23 protein-coding genes are annotated in these 22,985 nt (G+C 61.0%); 12 read left to right on the top strand and 11 right to left on the bottom strand.

Translation table 11 applies throughout. The features are described 5' to 3' along the window. Window positions 1-199: 199 nt before the first annotated feature. From exbB to MnOB_RS14405, 6 genes are all read left to right on the top strand, one after another. The gene (gene exbB, locus MnOB_RS14430; protein WP_077524914.1) at window positions 200-1,183 is read left to right on the top strand and encodes a tonB-system energizer ExbB; all 984 of its coding nucleotides are present in this window, start codon (window positions 200-202) and stop codon (window positions 1,181-1,183) included. A 4-nt stretch (window positions 1,184-1,187) separates the two neighbouring features. Further along, entirely contained in the window at window positions 1,188-1,613 is a 426-nt protein-coding gene (gene exbD, locus MnOB_RS14425) for a TonB system transport protein ExbD (protein ID WP_077524913.1), read from the top strand. Continuing rightward, a complete protein-coding gene (locus tag MnOB_RS14420) occupies window positions 1,610-2,344 on the top strand; it encodes an energy transducer TonB (protein WP_077524912.1) in 735 nt (244 codons plus the stop codon). The genes exbD and MnOB_RS14420 overlap by 4 nt, the downstream gene beginning before the upstream one ends. Before the next feature lie 86 nt (window positions 2,345-2,430). Further along, window positions 2,431-3,369 (top strand): hydrogen peroxide-inducible genes activator, encoded by a 939-nt coding sequence (locus MnOB_RS14415; protein ID WP_077524911.1) that lies wholly within the window; start codon window positions 2,431-2,433, stop codon window positions 3,367-3,369. Then, entirely contained in the window at window positions 3,366-5,441 is a 2,076-nt protein-coding gene (gene recG / locus MnOB_RS14410) for an ATP-dependent DNA helicase RecG (protein WP_077524910.1), read from the top strand. The genes MnOB_RS14415 and recG overlap by 4 nt, the downstream gene beginning before the upstream one ends. Window positions 5,442-5,531: 90 nt before the next feature. Beyond that, complete coding sequence (locus MnOB_RS14405) at window positions 5,532-6,938, top strand: HDOD domain-containing protein (RefSeq protein ID WP_077524909.1); 1,407 nt, start codon at window positions 5,532-5,534, stop codon at window positions 6,936-6,938. Window positions 6,939-7,124: 186 nt separating this feature from the next. On the opposite strand, the gene MnOB_RS14400 is transcribed toward MnOB_RS14405, so the two are convergent. Further along, on the bottom strand, window positions 7,125-7,517 hold the full coding sequence (locus MnOB_RS14400; protein WP_077524908.1) for a helicase: 393 nt from the start codon (window positions 7,515-7,517) through the stop codon (window positions 7,125-7,127). Window positions 7,518-7,883: 366 nt separating this feature from the next. On the opposite strand from MnOB_RS14400, the gene MnOB_RS29630 reads away from it, so the two are divergent. Continuing rightward, window positions 7,884-8,591: a response regulator transcription factor gene (locus MnOB_RS29630; RefSeq protein ID WP_077524907.1), complete on the top strand. Its 708-nt coding sequence runs from the start codon at window positions 7,884-7,886 to the stop codon at window positions 8,589-8,591. Between the two features lie 426 nt (window positions 8,592-9,017). Here the strand turns inward: MnOB_RS29630 and copD are convergent, their stop codons facing one another. From copD to MnOB_RS14345, 10 genes are all read right to left on the bottom strand, one after another. Next, window positions 9,018-9,956, bottom strand: a complete 939-nt coding sequence (gene copD, locus MnOB_RS14390; protein WP_077524906.1) for a copper homeostasis membrane protein CopD — start codon at window positions 9,954-9,956, stop codon at window positions 9,018-9,020. Between the two features lie 3 nt (window positions 9,957-9,959). Then, a complete protein-coding gene (gene copC / locus MnOB_RS14385; protein WP_077524905.1) occupies window positions 9,960-10,343 on the bottom strand; it encodes a copper homeostasis periplasmic binding protein CopC in 384 nt (127 codons plus the stop codon). 688 nt (window positions 10,344-11,031) lie between these two features. Then, window positions 11,032-11,766, bottom strand: a complete 735-nt coding sequence (locus tag MnOB_RS14380) for an amino acid ABC transporter ATP-binding protein (RefSeq protein WP_077524904.1) — start codon at window positions 11,764-11,766, stop codon at window positions 11,032-11,034. After that, the gene (locus tag MnOB_RS14375; protein WP_077524903.1) at window positions 11,759-12,781 is read right to left on the bottom strand and encodes an amino acid ABC transporter permease; all 1,023 of its coding nucleotides are present in this window, start codon (window positions 12,779-12,781) and stop codon (window positions 11,759-11,761) included. The genes MnOB_RS14380 and MnOB_RS14375 overlap by 8 nt, the downstream gene beginning before the upstream one ends. An 81-nt stretch (window positions 12,782-12,862) precedes the next feature. After that, window positions 12,863-13,657, bottom strand: coding sequence for a transporter substrate-binding domain-containing protein (locus MnOB_RS14370; RefSeq protein WP_077524902.1), 795 nt, complete (start codon window positions 13,655-13,657; stop codon window positions 12,863-12,865). A 560-nt stretch (window positions 13,658-14,217) separates the two neighbouring features. After that, window positions 14,218-15,072: a sterol desaturase family protein gene (locus MnOB_RS14365; RefSeq protein WP_077524901.1), complete on the bottom strand. Its 855-nt coding sequence runs from the start codon at window positions 15,070-15,072 to the stop codon at window positions 14,218-14,220. Between the two features lie 74 nt (window positions 15,073-15,146). Then, on the bottom strand, window positions 15,147-15,779 hold the full coding sequence (locus MnOB_RS14360) for a helix-turn-helix domain-containing protein (RefSeq protein WP_234358265.1): 633 nt from the start codon (window positions 15,777-15,779) through the stop codon (window positions 15,147-15,149). A gap of 113 nt (window positions 15,780-15,892) precedes the next feature. Next, a complete protein-coding gene (locus MnOB_RS14355; RefSeq protein WP_077524899.1) occupies window positions 15,893-16,090 on the bottom strand; it encodes a hypothetical protein in 198 nt (65 codons plus the stop codon). Further along, entirely contained in the window at window positions 16,087-17,481 is a 1,395-nt protein-coding gene (locus tag MnOB_RS14350) for a heavy metal sensor histidine kinase (RefSeq protein ID WP_077524898.1), read from the bottom strand. The genes MnOB_RS14355 and MnOB_RS14350 overlap by 4 nt, the downstream gene beginning before the upstream one ends. Continuing rightward, window positions 17,478-18,161, bottom strand: a complete 684-nt coding sequence (locus MnOB_RS14345; RefSeq protein WP_077524897.1) for a heavy metal response regulator transcription factor — start codon at window positions 18,159-18,161, stop codon at window positions 17,478-17,480. The genes MnOB_RS14350 and MnOB_RS14345 overlap by 4 nt, the downstream gene beginning before the upstream one ends. Window positions 18,162-18,371: 210 nt before the next feature. On the opposite strand from MnOB_RS14345, the gene MnOB_RS14340 reads away from it, so the two are divergent. From MnOB_RS14340 to MnOB_RS14320, 5 genes are all read left to right on the top strand, one after another. Further along, a complete protein-coding gene (locus MnOB_RS14340; protein ID WP_077524896.1) occupies window positions 18,372-18,731 on the top strand; it encodes a co-regulatory protein PtrA N-terminal domain-containing protein in 360 nt (119 codons plus the stop codon). Window positions 18,732-18,897: 166 nt separating this feature from the next. After that, window positions 18,898-19,458, top strand: coding sequence for a cupredoxin domain-containing protein (locus MnOB_RS14335; RefSeq protein WP_077524895.1), 561 nt, complete (start codon window positions 18,898-18,900; stop codon window positions 19,456-19,458). 148 nt (window positions 19,459-19,606) lie between these two features. After that, entirely contained in the window at window positions 19,607-20,146 is a 540-nt protein-coding gene (locus tag MnOB_RS14330) for a cupredoxin domain-containing protein (protein WP_077524894.1), read from the top strand. A gap of 98 nt (window positions 20,147-20,244) precedes the next feature. After that, window positions 20,245-20,499, top strand: a complete 255-nt coding sequence (locus MnOB_RS14325) for a DUF2933 domain-containing protein (protein WP_077524893.1) — start codon at window positions 20,245-20,247, stop codon at window positions 20,497-20,499. Between the two features lie 3 nt (window positions 20,500-20,502). Then, window positions 20,503-22,887, top strand: coding sequence for a heavy metal translocating P-type ATPase (locus MnOB_RS14320; protein WP_077524892.1), 2,385 nt, complete (start codon window positions 20,503-20,505; stop codon window positions 22,885-22,887). The last annotated feature ends 98 nt before the right edge of the window (window positions 22,888-22,985 follow it).

The following is a 22,985-nucleotide window of genomic DNA, read 5'->3' as shown; positions in this document are numbered from 1 at the left end:
AAAAGTCCTCAGGATAGGGCCATGGCCGGCGATCGCCAATCACTCGCGGCAAGCCATCGAATCGCCAAACGGCATTGGGATCGATACATAGTCACTTTTACAAACAAGAATTACTTGCAATAATGCAAACCCTTCGGTCCAGGCTGATACCCCAATGCCAATGGACGAAACCGCTTTCTTTCCTTCAGGTCCGGCCAGCATGAAACCCAACGCTCGCAACGTACAGCCCAACATTGCCTCCCGCCCGCCACGCCTGCTGGCGGCCCTGCTGATCAGCATGATGCTGGTGCCCAGCGCCTCCTTCGCCGAGGAGCCGACTGCCCAGAGCGTTCCGGCCGCCGCCAGCCAGCCCGCTGCCCCGGCTAATGCCGCCACCCCGACTGCCGACGGCAGCGCAGTGCCGGCCGGTGCTGCCGCGCTCGACCCGACTGCCATTCCGACCGACCCGCTGGCCGCCGAGGCTGAAGGCGAGCTGATGCTGGCTCACGACCTGTCCCCCTGGGGCATGTACCAGAACGCCGATATCGTGGTGAAGGCCGTGATGATCGGCCTGGCCCTGGCCTCTGTCCTGACCTGGACCGTGTGGATCGCCAAAGGCTTCGAGCTGGTCGCCGCCAAGCGCCGTCTGCGCCGCGAACTGGGCACCCTGAAATCCGCGCGCACCCTGAACGAGGCCGGCGAGAAGGTCAGCAACGGCAGCTGCGTCTCCCACCAGCTGGTGCAGGACGCCCAGGAAGAGGTGAAGCTCTCCGCCAACACCCGTGAGAAAGAAGGCATCAAGGAACGCGTCAGCTTCCGCCTCGAGCGCCTGGTCGCCGCCAGCGGTCGCCAGATGAGCCAAGGCACCGGCGTGCTTGCCACCATCGGCTCCACCGCGCCCTTCGTCGGCCTGTTCGGCACCGTCTGGGGCATCATGAACAGCTTCATCGGCATCGCCAAATCCCAGACCACCAACCTCGCAGTGGTCGCCCCCGGTATCGCCGAAGCCCTGCTGGCCACGGCCCTGGGCCTGGTCGCCGCGATTCCGGCCGTGGTCATCTACAACGTCTTCGCCCGCTCCATCGCCGGCTACAAGGCGCAAGTGTCCGATGCTTCGGCCCAGGTCCTGCTGCTGGTCAGCCGCGACCTCGACCATCACACGGCCGACCGTGGCCAGTCTCCGCAAATGGTCAAAGTAGGCTGAGTCCATGGGAATCCATCTGAACGATGGTGGCGATGATCTCCAGGAAACCCACGAGATCAACGTCACCCCCTTCATCGACGTAATGCTGGTGCTGCTCATCATCTTCATGGTGGCGGCCCCCCTGGCCACGGTGGACATCAAGGTCGACCTGCCCGCCTCTACCGCCAAGCCCGCGCCCAGGCCGGACAAGCCGATCTACCTGAGCATCAAGGAAGACAAGAGCCTGTACCTGGAGAACGAGCAGGTCACCGAAGAGCAACTGGCCGGCGTGCTGGACAAGCTGACCAAGGCCGACAAGGAAAAGACCATCTTCGTGCGCGGCGACAAGGTCGTCGAATACGGTCGCCTGATGGAGGTCATGGATGCTCTGCGCAGCGCCGGCTACCTGAAGATCGGCCTGGTCGGACTCGAGACGGTCGGGACTAAATGAGCCAAGGCAAACGCAAGCTGTCGCAATGGGGCGTCAGCCTGGTGGTCGTGCTCGGCCTGCACATCGGCCTCGGCCTCTGGGCGCTCTACTGGCGCCCCCATGCCGAGCCGATCGAGCTGCCGCCCGCCGCCATGATGGTGGAGCTGGAGCCCTTGCCGGCCCCCGCGCCCTTGCCGGCGCCACCGCCGCCGCCCCAGGTCGAGCCCGAACCCGAACCGCTGCCCAAGCTGGTGGAAGTGCCGAAGCCGAAGATCGCCATCGCGCCCAAGCCGAAACCCAAGCCCAAGCCGCCGAAGCCGAAACCGCCGGAGCCCAAGCCTGAGAAGCCGCAGGAAACCGAGAGCGTGAAGGAAAACGTCGCTGCGCCCACCAAGGCCCCGAGCGACACCAAGCCCGCTGCCCAGCAGCAGGCCGCTTCCAGCGCACCTTCGGACGCCAAGCCGACCTGGCAGAGCAAGCTGCTGGCACACCTGGCGCGCTACAAGCGTTACCCGGACGACGCCCGCCGCCGCGGCTTCGAAGGGGTCAACCGCCTGCGCTTCGTGGTCGATGGCGAAGGCAAGGTGATCTCCTACACCCTGGTGGGCAAGTCCGGCAGCGCCTCGCTGGACCGCGCCACGCTGGAGATGATCCGGCGCGCTCAGCCGCTGCCGCCGCCCCCGCCTGAGCTGCTCAACAACGGCTCCCTCGAAGTGGTCGCGCCCTTCGTCTACTCGCTGGACCGGCGCTGACTCCCAAGCGCCTGCGCACCTCGCGCAGGCGCTTGGTTCCATTGACTCCAGCCGCTATGCTTGCCGGACCTCAATGGATAAATGCTATGACCCTCACCGAACTGCGCTACATCGTCACCCTCGCCCAGGAACAGCATTTCGGCCGTGCCGCCGAACGCTGCCACGTGAGCCAGCCGACCCTGTCGGTGGGGGTGAAGAAACTGGAAGACGAGCTCGGTGTGCTCATCTTCGAGCGCAGCAAGAGCGCAGTGCGTTTGACCCCGGTCGGCGAGGGCATCGTTACCCAGGCGCAGAAAGTGCTGGAGCAGGCGCAGGGCATCCGCGAGATGGCCCAGGCCGGCAAGAACCAGCTCGCCGCACCGCTCAAGGTGGGCGCCATCTATACCGTTGGCCCCTACCTCTTCCCGCACCTGATTCCGCAGCTGCACCGGGTCGCCCCGCAGATGCCGCTGTACATCGAAGAGAACTTCACCCACATCCTGCGGGACAAGCTGCGCACCGGCGAACTCGACGCGATCATCATCGCCCTGCCGTTCGCCGAAGCCGATGTGCTGACCAAGCCGCTCTACGACGAACCCTTCTACGTGCTGCTGCCGTTCGGGCATCCCTGGAGCGAGCGCGAATCCATCGACAGCGAGATGCTCAACGACAAGAGCCTGCTGTTGCTGGGCGAGGGCCACTGCTTCCGCGACCAGGTGCTGGAAGCCTGCCCGAGCCTGCGCAAGGGCGGTGAGGACAGCGCCAAGCACACCACGGTGGAATCCAGCTCCCTGGAAACCATCCGCCACATGGTCGCCTCCGGCCTCGGCGTGTCGATCCTGCCGTTCTCGGCTGTCGACAGCCATCACTACGCCCCCGGCATCATCGAGATCCGTCCGCTGACGCCGCCCGTGCCCTTCCGCACCGTGGCCATCGCCTGGCGCGCCAGCTTCCCGCGCCCGCGCGCCATCGAAGTCCTGGCGGACTCGATCCGCCTCTGCTCCGTGGCCCACCCGAAAACCCAGGGCGAACCGCAGCCGGCATGACCGAGCTGGCGCAAGTCCCGGTCACCGTGCTCAAGGGCGTGGGTGCTGCCCTGGCGGAAAAACTCGCCAAGGTCGGCCTGGAGAATCTGCAGGACATCCTTTTCCACCTGCCCACACGCTACCAGGACCGTACCCGCATCACCCCGATTGGCGAACTGCGCCCGGGCCAGGATGCGGTGGTGGAAGGCATCGTTGGTGGCGCAGACGTCGTCATGGGCCGCCGCCGCAGCCTGCTGGTGCGCCTGCAGGACGGCACCGGCACCCTCAGCCTGCGCTTCTTCCATTTCAGCCAGGCGCAGAAGGAAGGCCTCAAACGCGGCACCCAGTTGCGCTGCTACGGCGAAGTCCGCCCAGGCGCCACGGGACTGGAGATCTACCACCCGGAATACCGTGCCCTCAGTGGTGACGAGCCGCCACCGGTGGAACAGACCCTGACCCCGATCTACCCCACTACCGAAGGCCTGACCCAACAGCGCCTGCGCAGCCTCAGCCAGCTCGCCCTGGCCCGCCTCGGCCCACACAGCCTGCCGGACTGGCTGCCCAAGGAGTTGGCGCGTGATTACCACCTGGGCTCGCTGGACGAGGCAATCCGCTACCTCCACCGCCCGCCGCCGGATGCCGACCTCGAAGAACTCGCCGAGGGCCAGCACTGGGCGCAGCAACGCCTGGCCTTCGAGGAGCTGCTGACCCATCAGCTGTCCCTGCAGCGCCTGCGCGAAAGCCTGCGCGCCCAGCACGCGCCGCAACTGCCGCCGGCGCGCAAACTCCCCGGACAATATCTGCGCAACCTCGGCTTCAAGCCCACCGGAGCCCAACAGCGCGTCGGCGCCGAAATCGCCTACGACCTGGCCCAGCAGGAACCCATGCTGCGCCTGGTGCAGGGCGATGTCGGCGCCGGCAAGACGGTGGTCGCCGCCCTGGCCGCGTTGCAGGCCTTGGAGGCCGGCTACCAGGTGGCCTTGATGGCCCCCACGGAAATCCTCGCCGAGCAGCACTACGTCAACTTCACCAAGTGGCTGCAACCGCTCGGCCTCGAAGTCGCCTGGCTTGCCGGCAAGCTCAAGGGCAAGGCGCGCGCCGCCGCCCTGGAGCAGATCGCCGGTGGCACACCGATGATCGTCGGCACCCACGCGCTGTTCCAGGATGAGGTGAAGTTCAAGCGCCTGGCCCTGGTGATCATCGACGAGCAGCACCGCTTCGGCGTCCAGCAACGCCTGGCCCTGCGCCAGAAAGGTGTGGACGGACGCCTCTGCCCGCACCAGCTGATCATGACCGCTACGCCGATCCCGCGGACGCTGGCGATGAGTGCCTACGCCGACCTGGATACCTCCATCCTCGACGAGCTGCCGCCCGGCCGAACGCCGGTGAACACCGTGCTGGTCGCCGATAGCCGCCGTATCGAAGTGATCGAGCGCGTCCGTGCAGCGTGCCACGAAGGGCGCCAGGCCTATTGGGTCTGCACCCTCATCGAGGAATCCGAGGAGCTGACCTGCCAGGCGGCGGAGACGACGTTCGAAGAGCTTTCTTCGGCCCTCGGCGAGCTTCGCGTTGGCCTGATCCATGGACGCATGAAACCCGCCGAAAAGGCTGCGGTGATGGCCGAGTTCAAGGCCGGCGCCCTGCAACTGCTGGTGGCCACCACCGTGATCGAGGTCGGCGTGGACGTACCCAACGCCAGCCTGATGATCATCGAGAACCCCGAGCGGCTTGGCCTTGCCCAGTTGCACCAACTGCGCGGCCGCGTTGGCCGGGGCAGTGCCGCCAGCCACTGCGTGCTGCTCTACCACGCGCCACTGTCACAGCTCGGCCGCGAACGCCTGGCGATCATGCGCGAAACCTGCGACGGCTTCGTCATCGCCGAGAAGGACCTGGAGCTGCGTGGCCCCGGCGAAATGCTCGGCACCCGCCAGACCGGCCTGTTGCAGTTCAAGGTGGCCGACCTCATGCGCGATGCCGACCTCCTGCCCGCCGTACGCGACGCGGCACAAGCCCTGCTGGCCCATTGGCCTCAGCACGTCAGTCCACTATTGGAGCGCTGGTTGCGTCACGGTCAACAGTACGGCCAAGTGTGATGCAGTTCACAGCTCAATCGTCGCCTCGCCCCGACCTCTTCCGACCTGCTCGTTATACTCCGGGCAGAAAAATCAAAGCTGGATGCTGCCATGACTGAAGTCGCCCTCGTCCCGGATTCCTCGCCACAACCGCCCGAAGTGATAGTGCAGCTGCTCGAGAAACTCGGGCTGGCGTTCCAGGTTCGCCTGGAGCATCCGGGGCTGTCCGCTGCGCAGCGGGTCCAGTCGGTGTTGCTGGAAGACGCCGTCGGCGCCCTGCTGGTGCTTTTCCCGCGCAGCCAGCTGCTCGACCTCAATCGCCTCGCCGAACTCACTGGCCGCAAGCTGGTGGCGGTCAAGCCCGAGCGCCTCGATCGCATGCTCGGCAAACACCACCTGGGCGCCCTGCCCGGCCTGCCGCCGCTGACCAGCTCGCCTTGCCTGTATGACGAGCGCCTGCTGCAGGAGCCACGCGTGCTGGTGGAATCCGGACAACCCGGCGTGCTGCTGGAGCTGGCCAGCGAGGATTACCGTGGCCTGCTGAGCAAGGCCAGCGCCGCGCGCTTCGGCGAGCCCCTGGCGAGCATCCGCCCGAACCTCGACCGCCCGGCCGACGACCGCGCCGAGATCACCCAGGCCGTGCAGGCCTTCACCGCGCGCCGCATCCAGCAGCGCCTGGAAGAAACCATCGAGATCCCACCGCTGGCGGAGTCCGCGCAGAAGATCATCAAGCTGCGGGTCGATCCGAATGCCACCGTGGAAGACATCACCGGCGTCGTGGAAACCGACCCGGCCCTGGCCGCACAGGTGGTGAGCTGGGCGGCCTCGCCCTACTACGCCGCTCCCGGCAAGATTCGCTCGGTGGAAGACGCCATCGTGCGCGTGCTGGGCTTCGACCTGGTGATCAATCTTGCCCTCGGCCTCGCCCTGGGCAAGTCCCTGAGCCTGCCCAAGGACCAGCCGCAGCAAGCCACACCGTACTGGCAGCAGGCGATCTATACCGCCGCGGTCATCGAGGGCCTGACCCGCGCCATGCCGCGTGCCCAGCGCCCTGAGACCGGCCTGACCTACCTCGCCGGCCTGCTGCACAACTTCGGCTACCTGGTCCTGGCACATGTCTTCCCGCCGCATTTCTCGCTGATCTGCCGGCATCTGGAGGTCAACCCGCACCTCTCCCACAGCTACATCGAGCAGCACCTGCTGGGCATTACCCGCGAGCAGATCGGCAGCTGGCTGATGCGCTTCTGGGACATGCCGGAAGAGCTCTACACCGCCCTGCGTTTCCAGCACGACCCCGACTACCAGAGCGACAACGCCGCCTACCCCAACCTGGTGTGCCTGGCGGTCAGCCTGCTGCGCAACCGCGGCATCGGCTCCGGCCCGGAAGTCGAGATTCCGGACGACCTGTTCGACGCCCTGGGGATTAGCCGTGAGAAGGCGGATGACGCGGTGAACAAGGTGCTGCAGGCGGAAGCCGCGCTGCGCGAACTGGCCTCCCAGTTCAACGGTCCGCACTGATCCTGCGGGCATGAAAAAGGGGCGCCAGTGGCGCCCCTTTTTATTTCCTTCCTTTCCGCACGCTGCAGGCCTGCACCGTAGGGTGCGCTGTGCGCACCGATTCAGAGATAAGCTTCGGCACCAAACCGCTGGTGCGCACGGCGCACCCTACCGAATCTGCTTCATCCCGCTACCGGGGAAACGAGGTCAGGCGGCTTTCTTCTCGACGGACTTCTTCTTTGGCACCAGGTGCTTGGTCAGCCCCTGGAACCAGATCACCAGCCCCGGATTGCCCTGAATCTGGATGTCCTTGTTCTGGATGCCCTGCATGAAGGCCAGCTGCTTGTTCTTCGCACTCATGGTGGCGAAGCCGTAGGCACCGTCCTTGAAGCCGATAGCGAAGGCCGGCGAGTTGGCGGGGCCGCGCTTACTGATGACGCGCTGTTCGCGAACGATGAAATGACGGGCGATCTTGCCGTCCAGGGTATGCAGCTGGAACACCAGGTCCTTGCCCGCCAGCTGCTGCTGGAACTCGGCATTGTCACGGCTGGCCTTGGCCATCAGGCGGCCCAGCATCCAGAGAAGAAAGCGGAATTTCATGCGCGCACGGCCTCGAAGGGTTGAGAAAGCGGCGCATTGTAGCGGTTTGCCGGCAGGACTACAGCCAGCCAAAGGAGGGTATTGCGAAGGTGCGGGTGAACTGCCCGGAACCTCCCCGGTTCCGGGCAGAAGAAGCTTAGTTCACAGCTTCTTTAAATAACCATTAGGAAAACGTATCAGATTCATGGCTCCACGAAATATATCGCAAAATCATACACTTACATGGAAAATCTGTCTAAAATTGATGTATTGGTTTCAATCCACCGCTAAGCCATAGGATTCCGTCACCGAAACCTCAAGATCCTTGGGATTTTGAAACACTCATCGTCCGCTGGCTGCCTCCTTCACTCCTTGCGCCATCAGAAAATGACACCCATCGCGAAACCGGCCCCCCTCAAGATCCTTGTTGTCCACGAGCATCCTGCACTCCGATCTCAGATTCGCATATGTCTAGAAGACTCGGGATATGAGGTAATTGAGGCAAATAGTTGTAAACAAGCTGTCGACCTCCTGCACACCTCCGAATTTTCAGCAATGATTGTTGATAATGATGCATACGACTTTGAGGCCGTATCCCCTCTATCTGAACGGAATCTCACAAGGAACTCCAATGCACCTTGCATAGTACTTGCTACAAACCGCGTATTTCAAAAACCCTTGAAGCACTTCAATGCAGAAACGGATGACTATTTGTTCAAGCCATTTAAGATTGCCGAACTAGAGAAGCATGTAAGGGCCACATTTAACGTACATCACGAAAAATCAAAACTAACATTTGGAAGCATCACAATCTGCAGGGCGTCGAGCACAATAACAGTTAACCGAGCCACATCCACACTTCCTTACAAGCAAATTGAGCTCCTTTATAAATTAATCAGCAATTCACCAAGAGTCATTAAAAAGGAACACTTCGCAGAGACTCTATACCTGCCTGAGATGAAGGTAAGCCAGCCCCAGCAAGCTGTTGAGTCGCTGGTATTTCGTTTGCGAAAGCGACTGCGCGCTACCAACTGTGATGTACGCATAAAATGCGTTCGAGGAGTCGGGTACAAGGCCTCTATCAGTAAAAGATAAACATATAAATAAAAATATTTTAATAGCGCAAACTGATCAGCCAAGATCACTCCACGCTTCTCGCTCGCTCAATGAGTTGAGTGAAAACAGCCGCCCTGTCAGCAGCATCTGTCGCTTTGAAGCCATCGTTCCTCGTTCGCTTCACCCACTATGCTGGCCAGCATATTACGTAAGAGACCACGGGTAGGTCGCCAACTATAAGTATGGCCGGCCAGATCGGCCCGTAATGCCGCAAGGGACGGATTTCATTGAGACCACGAAGCCATCGGTGGGGCTTTGTCAAACCTGCATGCCCCAACAACGGAAATGCGCGTTAGTCGTCTTTTGGAAGGAAGAAGGGGCTAGTAGTCACAGCACTCGCTCACCGCTCCCCTGTGGTGGTGCGGTTGCTTCTGGGAAAGCTATTTTTGAGACAGCACACTGGCCCTACACAGTGCCCATATCCATCTCAGGGCTCAAGGTGCCCAGCCAAGCGACTAGACACACAATGATTATTGCTACTGAGAACTCTATGGCCATGCTGCGTCGCAACACATTCACCGCGCCATTGTATTCTCCACTCTGAATCGATCGTGCCAAAAGTGGACTCAAGTGAAAACGGTTCAGCGTGGCTAATGCGAGCATCGCTGCAAATAGTAAAATCTTCAAACATAGCAGTGCGCCATAAGTGCTAAGCGCTATTCCATCCAGTGTTGGGCCAACGATAAACAGGTAATTTACAACACCAGTAATAGCTAGGCTCACTACAATCAACGCACCTGCTGATTCGAACCCGGTAAGAACTCGGGATAGAATTCGCACCTCCTGTTCGCCACTGAGTATCTTTGACCGTAGCAATAAAGCGAATGCCGCCAAAGCACCCAGCCAACCACCTGCAGCCAAGAGGTGGAAGATGTCACTAGCGAAATGCATATAACGGCGATTGCCTTCATCCATAGCGCCATGCCCAGTCCAGGCGAGGGTTGACAGCGCGATGGCGCCGCACACAGTAACTAGCCACAGGCTCAGGGTCGGAAGGCGTTTGTTTAGTGCCAAGCCTATACCCGCCAGAACAAGGGCAGCTATACGAACCATCCACGTGAGCCCGACGTCAGTACCGGTAATCACCATTTCGACGATATGGTGATTAAGCTCCGTAAATCCTGAAATGCCACTCATTGCCTTGGCAAGCAACAACATTGCAGCAAGTGACAGAATTATGCCAGCAACTACTGCGCCGAAAAGAAGCGACTCAAAGTTCAAGACAGCGCCGGATGCTCGCTCTTTTCCCCTGAGACTGTATAAACCAAACATGGCCAATCCAAACAGCAGCATGAGGTCCATATAAAGAGCGAAGCGGACGGCGATGTTGATTGAGTCGCTCATGGATCATTTCACGTTGAAAACAAGGCTGCCTGTTACGGGGTGAGTGTCGGAAGAGACTGCTCGCCATTCAACCTTGTAGGTACCCGTGGTTAACGGAGAGGCGGGCGTGATGACCATCGTTTTCGGATCATCGCTGCCGGAGACAGACGCCTTAACACCCATTGGGGAATTCGGCATGCCTGGCATATCGGTCATGATCAGCTTCGCACCGGAGAACTGAGCCGTGAGGTTTTCCGAGAAATGCAGCTCAATCTTGGAAGGTGCTGTGGAAGTCGAGCCTTCAGCAGGGGTAGAGGACACCAGCTTTGGATGTGCTTGGGCCATAGCGCTCAGCAGCAAACCAGCGCCAAGTGCAACAGCTGCGGTAGTAGTTTTAAAGAATGACATGCAAGACTCCTCACAGCGTAAGCTGTTGGTACGAGGTTTGGTGGGGAATTTCTAGTTTTTACTTCTCGATTCTGGTTAGAACCACTAGCCAACACCAAGCGCATGCTGCGTCCTGGTATGCACTGAACCGAGGTAATGGATCAAGCCAGCCACTTCGTAGAGCTAGGACACGATGCCACATTACCGCCGACCGTTCGATTACAATTCAGTAAGCTTGGCGGGCACCTTTTGGCGCGACGTTGAGGGCAGGAAGTAGCCCCCTAACTGCAGATCACCAGAGGTTATCCGATGAGCAAGCCGAGAGCGGCGGCGATGAGTTCGACGTGGTTAGGCGCGATGAATTTTTCCGTGACAGTTGAGCTGTAATGCTCCCGTCGGTATGGCGTCAGGTTTCATTGGCCTGGCAGGACATGACCGAACAGCTTCAACTGCATGGTGGCTTTGATCAGGCGCTCTCGTATGCGCTGGGAAATCAGGCGATCACTGATTCTGGACTACAATCAAATTCGTTCCGTGTAATGCCCCCTCTAAGGCCGCCTGAGTGCGGCCTTTTTTATGCTGTTCAATGCCATCACTGCCGCGCAAAGTGCCCGCACGTCCCATCCATTGGACGGATTGAGTCTGTATTGGTCGTAATCGATTGCCAGAGCGGTGACAGAGAGTTGGGGCCGCATAGCGGCCCCCCTCGTCAAAGCACCTGCCTGAGGAAACTCTGTGCCCGTGGGTCCCGAGGCTGGTCGAAGAACTGCGCCGGCGGGGCGTCCTCCAGCAGCTTGCCATGGTCGAAGAACAGCACGCGGTCGGCCACTTCGCGGGCGAAGCCCATCTCGTGGGTGACGCAGACCATGGTCATGCCTTCCTGGGCCAGCCCCTTCATCACGTCCAGCACCTCGCCAACCATCTCCGGGTCCAGTGCCGAGGTGGGTTCGTCAAACAGCATCACCTTGGGCTCCATGCACAGAGCGCGGGCGATGGCCACACGCTGCTGCTGGCCGCCGGACAGCCGCGAGGGGTACTCGTTGGCCTTCTGCGCGATGCCGACCTTGGCCAGCAGCGCCTGGGCCTTGGCCTCGCGCTCGGCCTTGCCGCGCTTGCGCACGACCTTCTGGGCCAGGCAGAGGTTCTCCAGCACGGTCATGTGCGGGAACAGGTTGAAGTGCTGGAACACCATGCCCACTTCGCGGCGGTAGGCGTTCACATCGGTCTTCGGGTGGGCAAGGTCGACGCCATCGATGACCACCGAGCCGGCGTCGAATTGCTCCAGACCGTTCAAGCAGCGCAGGAAGGTGGATTTGCCTGAGCCGGAAGGCCCCAGTACTACCACCACTTCGCCTTTGGCCACTGCCGTATCTACCTTGTCCACGGCGCGCACGAGATGGCCGCGGGCGGTGAAGGTTTTGATGAGTTCACGGACTTCAATCACTTTGGGCGAGCCTCCGTTCCAGACGGCTGGCGATTTGCGACAGCGGCAAGTTGATGACGAGGTAGAGCGCGGCGATGCAGAACCAGATTTCGAAGGTGGAGAATGAGGTGGTGATCGCCTCGCGCCCGCTCTTGGTCAGTTCGGTGATGGCGATCACCGAGACCAGCGAGGTGTCCTTGACCAGGCTGATAAATTGCCCGGCCAGCGGCGGCAGCACGCGCTTGAACGCCTGCGGCAGGATCACGTGGCGCATCGACTGGGCGCCGGTCAGGCCCAGCGAGCGCGCCGCCTCGTTCTGCCCGCGAGCGACGGACTGCACCCCGGCACGGACGATCTCGCCGACATAGGCACCGGTGAACAGGGCCAGCGCCGCCACTCCAGCGAACTCGCGGGAGAGGTTCAGCACGGTGCCAATGAAGAAGTAGAAGATGAAGATCTGCACCAGTAGCGGCGTACCACGTACCAGCTCGACGTAGACCGTGGACAGGTCGCGCAGCGTAGGGTTGTTCGACAGGCGGCAGAGGCCGGTGAACAGGCCAATCACCAGGCCCAGCGCGCCGGAGACCACTGAAATCCACAGAGTGGTCCAAAGCCCCCAGAACAGCGGCCCAAGCTTCCAGTGGCGGGTGACTCCCACGACATCGCCCTCGGCCACCTCATCCCCTTTGGCGAGCTTCAGGCTGTCTCCCGCGACCTCCAGTACTTGCCGGCTTCCCGTTTCGCTGACCAGAACGACCTGAGAGGTTGCGCCGCGTACCGCAATGTCTTCGACGCGTCCGAAGTCGCCGGCATGCTGCGCGTCCTCAGCCTGGTAGGCGAAATACTGCGGCACGCGATTCCAGCGCCATTCGTAGGAAATCAGCGAAGTGGAATACCAGAGCCCATAGGCCAGCGCTAATAGCAGGAAAGCCGTCAGGGCATGCCATGGCCATTGGCCAAGCTTTTTTAGACTCGCCCGGGAGGGCTGCCCCGCCAGTGCATCGGCGGGCAGCAGGCGTCGTATAAGTGTATTCATAGAGAGATCTCGAGCGCAGGCTTTGAAGTCGTACGCAACAGGGCCTGGGTTGAAGCCAAGCCCTGCCGGATATCGGGTTGCTTATTCCATTTCTGCGAGCCAGTCGGTCTTCTTGAACCACTTGGCATGGATGCGATCGTAGGTGCCGTCCTGCTTGCTCTGGCGCAGGAAGTTGTTGATCCAGTTCAGGCTGTCGTAGTCGCCTTTCTTCAGGCCGAAGGCCAGGGGTTCGAAGGTGAAGGGCTCTTCCAGGAACACCAGCTTGCCGGCGCCGGCCTTGTTCACCGCCACCACGTTGTAAGGGGCGTCGTAGATGAAGGCGTCGGCCTTGCCGTTGACCACGTCCATCAACGCTTCCTGTTCGTTGTCGAAGCCATGGTACTGGGCCTTGGCGATCAGCTTCTTGGCGACCATCTCGCCGGTGGTGCCGATCTTCGAGGTGATGCGGTACTTGGCATCGTTCAGGTCCTTGTAGGACTTGATCTGGCCTTGCAACTCCTCGCGGATCAGCAGGGTCTGGCCGACCACGATGAAGGGCTCGGAGAAGTTGATGCGCAGGTTGCGCTCCTGGGTCAGGGTCATGCCGGAGCCGATCATGTCGAACTTGTCGGTCAGCAAGGCCGGGATGATGCCGTCGTAACTGGTGGAGACCAGTTCCAGCTTGACGCCCATGGACTTGGCCATGGCCTTCAGCACATCGACTTCGAAACCAATGATCTCGCCGCGCTTGTTGGTCATTTCGAAGGGCATGTAGGTCGGATCCATGCCAACGCGCAGGGTGCCGCGATTGACAGCGTCATCCACCATGCCGGCATGGGCGGAAAGACCGGTAAGCGCGCAGGTAGAAAGCAGAAGCATCGACAGGAGTTTTCTCATGGGTTTCTCTTCTTGTTGGATGGGTGCGGCTTTGTATTGACACGTACTTCATTGCCCGTGCCTGTATATACATGCAGGCAAGTCATGGGCCAATTCAGACAACCCAGGTGAAATCTGCCGTGCCGCACTGAAATAGAGAGGTCGCGAGTAAATGAGCACGCCTGGCCCTGGCCAAGGCTTGTTACTCATCGTGACGATCGCTGGGGAATTTTTTCCCGCTGCGTATGAGCAGTAGTGTGACGTGACCTGCTGGCCATACTCGCGCGGACAGCTGTTGTCGGGGCTCATAACCGACAGTGCAGTTGGCGAAGCCTCGAACCGGCGCGGACGGGGTTCTCGAAATACGCCTGGGTTGGCCCCCAGCAGAAGGCTGCATGCCTGCTAAGAGCCGTGCATCGAGGGCCAACGGATATGGACCGTTTGCCCAGCACGTCCAGCAGAACCCGCGTAAAGCTTTGCGAGGTCAGTCCGATCAGGGGCACCATGCCACATCGACGGTACGAGCCCACATCGTCTTGCGACTAGGTAGAAGGACCATGGCGTCGACGCATCCTGCCTTGCTACCTCCGTTTAAACGGCGCGACCAACTGCGCCCGATAGTCCACTGGGTAGTCCCGCTCCAGGAGCCCCACCTGCGCCTCGCCGAGCTTGCCCGCGCTGTCGTAGAAGGTCCCCAGCAAGTGGTCCCACACCAGGAAGAACTCACCAAAATTGACTTGGGCGTCCTCGAATTTGCGCTTGTGGTGCCAGCGGTGCGTCTCCGCAACCCCGATCACGTAGCGCAGCCAGCCGAGGGAGTAGTCGAGGTTGGAGTGCTGGAAAGCCAAATGCACGGTCAGGATGCCAAGCCAGGTCGCCACGACCGCAGACGGCGCGCCCGTCGCAAACAGCACTAGCAGCCCCGGCCCCGCCATGATCACCGCATGCAAGGGATGCCGGCGTTCGCCATTCATCCAGTAGAGCCGTTCGGCACTGTGGTGGGGTTTATGCAGACGCCACAGCCACGGCACATGGTGGCTGAGCCGGTGCATGGCGTAAAAGCTGAGGTCCAGAACCACTGCTGCGATGAGCAGTTGGCACCACAAGGGCAGCACTGTTGGGAAGGTGCGAACCGCATCAGGCACCAAATCCCCCAGTCGAGCCAGCATCGTGGCGGTGAACTGAATAACGGACAGGTTGACGAGCGTATGCAGCAGGTCGGTCAGAGTGTCCTGGTGATCTTCCAACCAGTTCTCCCGAAAGGGCTGCAGGCGCTCCAGCATGGCGATCGAAAGAAGCCCCACTGCGGCGATGAGTGGGGTGGTTGGCCAATACGGCACGCCTTCGTACAGCAGCCAGAGCATCCAGCCGGCCGCGCCGCCAAAGACCACGGGGTAGCTGAACCAACGGATCATGAACCTGAAGACATTGCCCATCGTAACATCCTCCCTGCGATGACCATCACTCTGCGCCGCTCGGCCGGGGACACGCTTGAACGAAAAAGCTGATCTCAGCTGCTCAGGCGGACGTGACCCAGCGCCGAAGTCGGGTCGAGGCCAAACAGATTGCGGAAGGTCCGGGAAAAGTGCGCGGCATCCGCAAAACCGGCCGCATGGGCGGCCTCGGTCAGGCTGCGGCCAGCGGAAATGTGCTGGAGCGCCGCGACCAGACGGCTCCACTTCCGGTAACTGCGCAGTGGCAAACCGGTCTGCTCGACGAACCAATGCGAAAACCGGGTCGGCGACAGATGGACCAGCTTGGCCAAGTACTGCCGGCCATGAATCGACTCACGCACGGCAGCGAGTACTGTCTGCAGCCTTGGATCAATGGCCGGGGCGTTGGCCAGGTTGAGGGTCTGGCGAACCCCATCTCGCATCTGCTGGGCTGAAATGTTCGGCTCTGCCAGCAAGCTACGCAGGAAGACGATGTCCTCCATGTCGATGTCGACAGGCTCGATGTCCGCCCCGGCATGTAGGGCACAGGCCTCTTCGGACAAAGCGTCGAGGTAGATCGACAGGATCTCTACCGCTTCGATCCGATGCATGACGCCGGCGCGGATGCAGACAGCTCGGGCCCTGACAGCCGAATCCGGGGTATGTACGGTCAACTCGGCGGCTAGACCAATAGTGATCTGGTGGGCCATGTGGCAATGCCAATCGTGGCCTCCGGCCTGCCCAACGAAGACGCCCAGCCCGGGTGATATCCAGGCCTGGCCACGCCACCCAATACCCTGCATTGGGTTCACGCGGAAGACCCTCAGGTTTCCGCGTTCCGCTGGTTGGCAATTTTTTGCACTTCCGCTTGGAACGCTTCATCGAGCACGCTGGGTTTCTTGCGCCAGGGCTGGCGATCAGGCTTGCGCTGAGCGGCGTAAAGCACCACCTCACCTCCGTCGCGCTCGACGAAACTGCGCGCTTGCTGCTCCAGTTCCGCCCGAAGTTGCTCTTTGGTCATACGGTCTCTCTTGTCTCGTCTAGCCGAGGAAACTCCATGTGAAAAGCGGTACGGCCGTGTGCCGACGTGCACCAGATCCGACCGCGGTGGGCTTCGACAATTGACCGGGTGATCGCAAGCCCGAGACCCGCATTACTGGGACTGCCCTCTCGCCGTGCGGGGTCGGCGCGGTAGAACCGGTCGAACAGGCGCTTGAGGTGTTCAGCGGGGATAGATTCGCCCGGGTTCTCGACACTCAGCCTGGTCGACGCAGCCGTCTGGGCGATTCTCACCGTGACGGTCTTACCAGGCGGGGTATAGCGCAGGGCATTGGACAGTAAGTTCGAGATGGCGCGATCCAGCATCAGCACGTCACCACGGACACTACCCAGACCTGAGAGCTTGAGTGCTATACCACGTTCATCCGCCATTAGTTGGTAGTACTCGAAGAGCTTGCCAACGATTTTCTCCAACTCGATCTGTTCGCGTTGCGGCACGATCAAGCCATTGTCTGCCTTGGCCAGGAACAACATGTCGTCGATTATCCGCGACATGCGCTTGAGGTCGTCGAGGTTCGCGTAGAGGTTTTCTTCATACGCCTCGATGTCCCGCTTCCTGGACAACACGACCTCCGTGTGAGTCATCAGGTTGCTCACCGGTGTCCGCAACTCGTGGGCGATATCCGCGGAAAAGTTGGAGAGCCGTACGAAGGCCTCATCCAGTCGGGCCAACATGGCGTTGAATGACGTCATCAACTGCTGCAGTTCCAATGGCACCGGCTCCATCGGAATGCGTTCCTTGAGGGATCTGGCCGACATTGAGGCGGCCATCTGGGTCACTTGTCGCAGTGGGCGAAGCCCGCTGCGGGCGACAACCCAGCCCAGTCCTGCACTGACCAGGGCGCTGATGATCAGCCCAATGGTGAACCAGCGCTGCAAGGCCTCAAAAAAAGCCATGTGGTGGGTCACGTCCAGCACTAACAACAGGGTCAATGGGGCTGCCAGACCCGGGACGTTGAGCTCGGCCGTTAAGCCGCGGTACATGAACTCCTGATCTCCCCACTCCCACATGGTGGGGGCCGACCGGACACGAAGGCCTTGGGGAACATTCACCATGGCTGGTTCCGCGAACAGCACCTGGCCATCGCTGTCCAGAATGATCGCAGCAAGGTCCCGATGGGCGCCCAGCAGCGCGCTGAGCTGCGGCTTCAGCTCGGTGAAGCTCGTCACACTGGGTAGTCCCTGAAGGATGCTTTGCGCCGACTCCAGTTTTTCCACCAGGACTTGGTAGTCGAGTGACTTGAAGTGGCGCTGACTCAAGTGGTTGAAACTAAGACCGGCCACCGTCAACACGGCAGAGACGGCGAGCATGAACATCAGGCTCATCCGCGCCGTCAGGGAGAGATGTCTCATTCTGGGTCTGGCCCATCAAGCATGTAACCCATGCCTCGGGCGGTATGGATCAGCTTCACCGCGAAGTCATCATCGATCTTCGCTCGCAGACGGCGGACAGCCACCTCGATCACATTGGTATCGCTGTCGAAGTTCATATCCCAGACCTGCGAGGCGATCAGCGATTTCGGCAGCACTTCGCCGCGTCGGCGCATCAGCAGTTCGAGTAAGGAGAACTCCTTGGCCGTCAGCTCGATGCGCTTGCCGCCGCGAATGGCACGGCGCTTCATCAGGTCCACTTCAAGGTCCGCAATCCGCAGGATCGCCTGGGTTGGCGCACTATTGCCTCGGCGCAGAAGGGTCCTGACCCGCGCCAGAAGCTCGGAAAACGCAAAGGGCTTGATTAGGTAATCATCTGCGCCTAACTCAAGCCCTTTCACGCGATCATCAACGCCGTCGCGGGCGGTCAGAAACAGTACGGGAACGTCTTTCCCGGCGGCTCGAACCATCCGCAGCACTTCCCACCCATCCAACCCCGGCATCATCACGTCCAGGATCAACAGGTCGTAGGACTCGCTAAGCGCATGCTGAAGGGCATCGGTGCCCGTCATGACCCGGTCCACATTGAAGCCAGCCTCGCTGAGGCCCTGTTGCAGGTAGGTACCGGTTTTCGGTTCGTCTTCAGCGACCAGAAGTTTCATGCGCGGCATATCCAAAAAGTCAGATGTCGTGAGTTTGCAGGCAAACCTGGCCCCCAACCACAACCTTACGAAAATGTAATCCTGGCTTCAGGCCTCTGTCAGGGAGCGTTGTCTAGGGTTGCAAACAAGAGCGCGCCGTAAGCGCTCGCCGGGCCCTCGCCGAGATGACGTAGCGGCGCCGACCACCGCTTCCTGTAAGGAGACTGCCCGATGAAATCACTGAAACCCCTGTTGCTGGTTGGTTCTCTCCTGCTGTCTTCTGCCGTCTGGGCGGAAGGAGGAAGCGATCGCGCCTTCGAACGTATCCAGCAAATGCGTGACAAGGCTGAGGCCGTGCTGATTCAGGCGGAAAAGGCGCCTGCAGGCGAGCGGCATGTGCACATGAAAGAGCACATGAAGATGCTGGACGAAATCATGACCCAGCTTCACAACGAGCACCCGAAGCCGGGCATGTCGGCCGAGGAGCACCTGGCCTGGATGGAGCAGCACGACAAGCTGGTGGATGACGTCCTGGGGCAGATGATGCGCGAGCACAAGTTGATGATGGCCGACAAAGAATGCCATCCGTAAAGAATTTCCCCATCTTCCAGGCCTTTCGTGATTGCTCCTTTGGCCTAGCGGCGCCTCTTTGGCGCCGCACTTTTTGTTGCTGACGCATTTGTAGTTTGGGGGTAAGCCGCCCGACAGGAAGTGGGCAATAGCATGAGATTTTCAACCATCCCAGCGAGGTCTCATCATGAAATACTCCCGTCCCAAAATACTGATCGCGGCGCTGCTGCTGGCCAACACGCCTCACGTATTTGCCGACTCGGCTGGCACTGATTCCAGCGCTGCTCGGCAATCCCCGGCCACGCCCGCCACACGCACCGTCTTCATCAAGCTGGATGACATCAGTTACGGCACAAAGTCGATCGATGTGAAGCCGGGCGAGACCGTCCGTTTTGTGCTGAAGAACGAGGGCGCATTGATGCACGAGTTCAACATCGGCCAACGCGCATCCCAGCTCGACCATCAACGCGAGATGGCCGCCCTGCTCAAGGATGGCACGTTGACCCCGACGGGCAAGGCCCAGTCGATCGTGTGGCGAGAACGCAACACAGGCCCTGGCGACGCCAGCCCGCCTGGGTATCCGGAAATTGTAGAGGCGAAGCACGACGATCCGAATGCTGTGCTGGTTGAGCCCGGGACGACCAAGGAATTCGTCTGGACCTTCGCCAACGCCACCAACCTGAACTTCGCCTGCACCATGCCAGGGCACTATCAGGCCGGAATGGTGGGCGACTTTGTGATGCGCTGAGTCGACGACCCATGCCCCCGGAACCCCCTACTGGGGGCATGAGGCCCGCCGAACCTTACAGATCTGTAGTTTTCGCGTAAGTCTGCCGGCAGCTCCGCCTGGCTAGCATCAAAGGCGTTTCAAACCACACCATCTTGCGAGGTTCAAAATGAACAACACCAAGCTCGCTTCTTCCCTGATTGCCATTGTCTCCCTGCTCACCGGTGCTATCGCCCAGGCCGATGCTGGCCACGCGAAGAATGATGTAGGGCGCCCCGGTACCTTGGCAGAAGTTGACCGCACCATCGAGGTGAAGATGGGCGATGTCTACTTCGCCCCGGAAAGCATCGATGTCAAAGACGGCGAAACCATCCGGTTCGTGCTGAAGAACGACGGTGCAATGCTGCACGAGTTCAACTTGGGTAAAGCGGCCGCCCATGCCGCGCACCAGAAAGAAATGGCGGCCATGTTTCAGAACGGCACGCTCAGCCCGACGGGGCGCAATCACGACATGCAGGCAATGGACCATACGATGGGCGGCATGAAGATGGTCGGCATGGAGCACAACGACCCCAACAGCATGCTGGTCGAACCTGGGGCCTCTAAGGAGCTGATCTGGACCTTCAGCAAAACCACCGGCTTGCAGTTTGCCTGCAATGTGCCCGGTCACTATCAGCTCGGCATGGTCGGTCCGGTCAACGTGAAGTGAGCGGTATTGATTGGCGTCAATTGGTGAACAAGGGGTGTCGTCTAGGCTGAGGTACGCGACAGCGGACGACATCTCCATCTCAGCTCAGGAGTTGACTCATGACGGAAACCCATCGCCATGGCCCCGAACCGGCCACACCCTTCTGGCGGAGCAAAGGGGGAATCGCGCTGATCATGCTGGTTGTGATCGGCCTGTTCTATGTGGCACGAGAGCACTACGGCCACCTCTCCCTGGCTTTGCCTTACCTGATCCTGCTGCTTTGCCCGCTGATGCACCTCTTCGGGCATAACCACGGTGGGCATTCTCATCAGAGCCGCGAAGATTCGACCAACACGGACAACAGAGGGAACTAGTCCATGCCCACCGCATCGTGCCAACACGACCATGACGACTCACATCCGAATGAGCAAGCGGATGGAAGTCAGCGCGATCCGGTGTGCGGCATGGCAGTGCCGCCGGACAGTCGCTTCAGCGAGCAGTACCAGGGGCAAACCTATCGCTTCTGCAGCGAGAAGTGCCTGAGCAAGTTCCAAGCGGAACCTGCGCGATACACCGGCTCAACCGTCGACCATGCGCATGCAGGCCACGGGCACGCCAGCCATGACCAGCCTGCCGTCGCGCAGTTACCCAGTGCAGGAGCTGCCGAATACACCTGTCCAATGCACCCGCAGATCCGCCAGCCTGGCCCCGGCAGCTGTCCTATCTGCGGAATGGCCCTGGAGCCTGTAATCCCTGAGCTGGACGAGGAAGAAAATCCGGAGCTCAAGGATTTCACCCGGCGGTTCTGGTGGACCTTGCCACTGACGGTCATTGTTACGTTGCTGGCCATGACGGCGCACCAGATGCAGTTGCTCCATGGCGCTACCCAGAACTGGGTGGAGCTCGTGCTGGCGACGCCAGTGACCCTGTGGGCCGGCTGGCCCTTCTTCGTGCGCGGGGTCGCCTCGATCCGCCACCGCAGCCCCAACATGTGGACTCTGATTGGCCTCGGGACGGCTGCGGCGTACCTCTACAGCGTCATCGCCACCCTCATTCCTCAAGTATTTCCGGCGACCTTCATGCAGGATGGCCGCATCGGCGTTTACTTCGAAGCGGCAGCGGTCATCATTTCGCTGACGCTGTTGGGACAAATGCTTGAGCTGAAGGCGCGCTCGCAAACCTCCGCGGCCATCAAGTCACTGTTAGGTCTTGCCCCCAAGACCGCTCGCCGCATCAAGGCCGATGGCGAAGAGGAAGACATCCCCCTGACCCACGTTCATACGGGGGACCACCTGCGGGTTCGCCCAGGTGAGAAGGTCCCAGTCGACGGGATCGTGCTGGAGGGCGAAAGCGCCGTCGATGAATCCATGCTGACCGGTGAGCCGGTACCGGTGATGAAAAAGGCCGGTGAGACCCTCATCGGGGCCACGCTGAACACCCATGGCAGCTTGGTGATGGAAGCGCAGAAAGTCGGCGCGGACACCGTGCTGTCGCAGATCGTGCAGATGGTCGCTCATGCTCAGCGCTCGAAGGCGCCCATGCAGCGCATGGCGGATATCGTCGCCGGCTACTTTGTCGTGGGGGTGGTGCTGATCGCGGTCCTGACCTTCTTCGGCTGGGGGCTTTTCGGACCAGAACCGGGTTGGGTCTATGGCCTGATCAATGCCGTCGCGGTGCTGATCATTGCCTGTCCGTGTGCACTGGGTCTTGCCACGCCGATGTCGATCATGGTGGCGACCGGCAAGGCTGCCGGTAGCGGCGTACTGTTCCGGGACGCCAGCGCCATCGAAAACCTGTGCAAGATCGACACCTTGATCGTGGACAAGACCGGCACCCTGACCGAAGGACGCCCCGTATTTCACAGCGTCGTGGGCACCAATCGGTTCGCACCGGCGGAGGTCCTGCGCCTGGCAGCCAGCCTGGACCAGGGCAGCGAACACCCCTTGGCTCATGCGATCGTCGACCATGCACGGGCAGCCGGGGTGGGCCTGAGCAAGCCGGACGCTTTCGAGTCCGGCTCCGGTATTGGCGTTCGTGGCCAGGTGGAAGGTCAGCAGCTGCAGCTGGGCAATACCGCCTTGATGGAGGACGCCGGGCTGGATATCGCCCTGCTCAGAGATCGAGCTGAGCTGCTCCGCCTGGATGGCATGAGCATCATGTACCTGGCCGTTGATGGTGTGCTGGCCGGTCTGCTCGCTGTATCCGACCCGATCAAACCGAGCGCCAAGGAGGCGGTGAAGCGTCTCCAGGACGAAGAGGTGAAGGTCATCATGGCCACCGGCGATGGGGTAACCACGGCTCGCGCGGTGGCGAAGCAATTGGGGATCGAGGAAGTCCACGGCGAAGTCAAACCCCAGGACAAGGAGAAGCTGGCGGCCGACCTGCAGGGATACGGCCGCCGCGTCGCGATGGCCGGCGACGGGATCAACGACGCGCCGGCACTGGCGCGTGCCGATGTCGGCATCGCCATGGGGACCGGCACCGACGTGGCGATGAACAGTGCCCAAGTGACCCTGGTGAAGGGCGACCTGATGGGCATCCTGCGCGCTCGGCAGCTTTCCGTGGCCACCGTGAAGAACATGCGCCAGAACCTGGGCTTTGCCTTTCTCTACAACGCGATGGGCATACCGTTGGCGGCTGGTTTGCTCTATCCCCTGACGGGTCATCTGCTATCACCAATGATTGCCGCGCTGGCCATGAGCGTCAGCTCGGCCTCGGTGGTCTTTAACGCGCTGCGCCTGCGGCGTACAGACATCGGCTAACTCGGTCAGCTACCAAGGTACGGCAAGCGGCGCGAAGATACGTGGTGTACCAGTCGCCAGGTCGTACCTGATCGGTGAGATACCCCCGTGATACTCGC

This window comes from Metapseudomonas resinovorans, assembly GCF_002003485.1.
Taxonomy (GTDB): Bacteria; Pseudomonadota; Gammaproteobacteria; order Pseudomonadales; family Pseudomonadaceae; genus Metapseudomonas; species Metapseudomonas resinovorans_D.
This window is presented reverse-complemented; position numbering and strand designations above follow the sequence as displayed.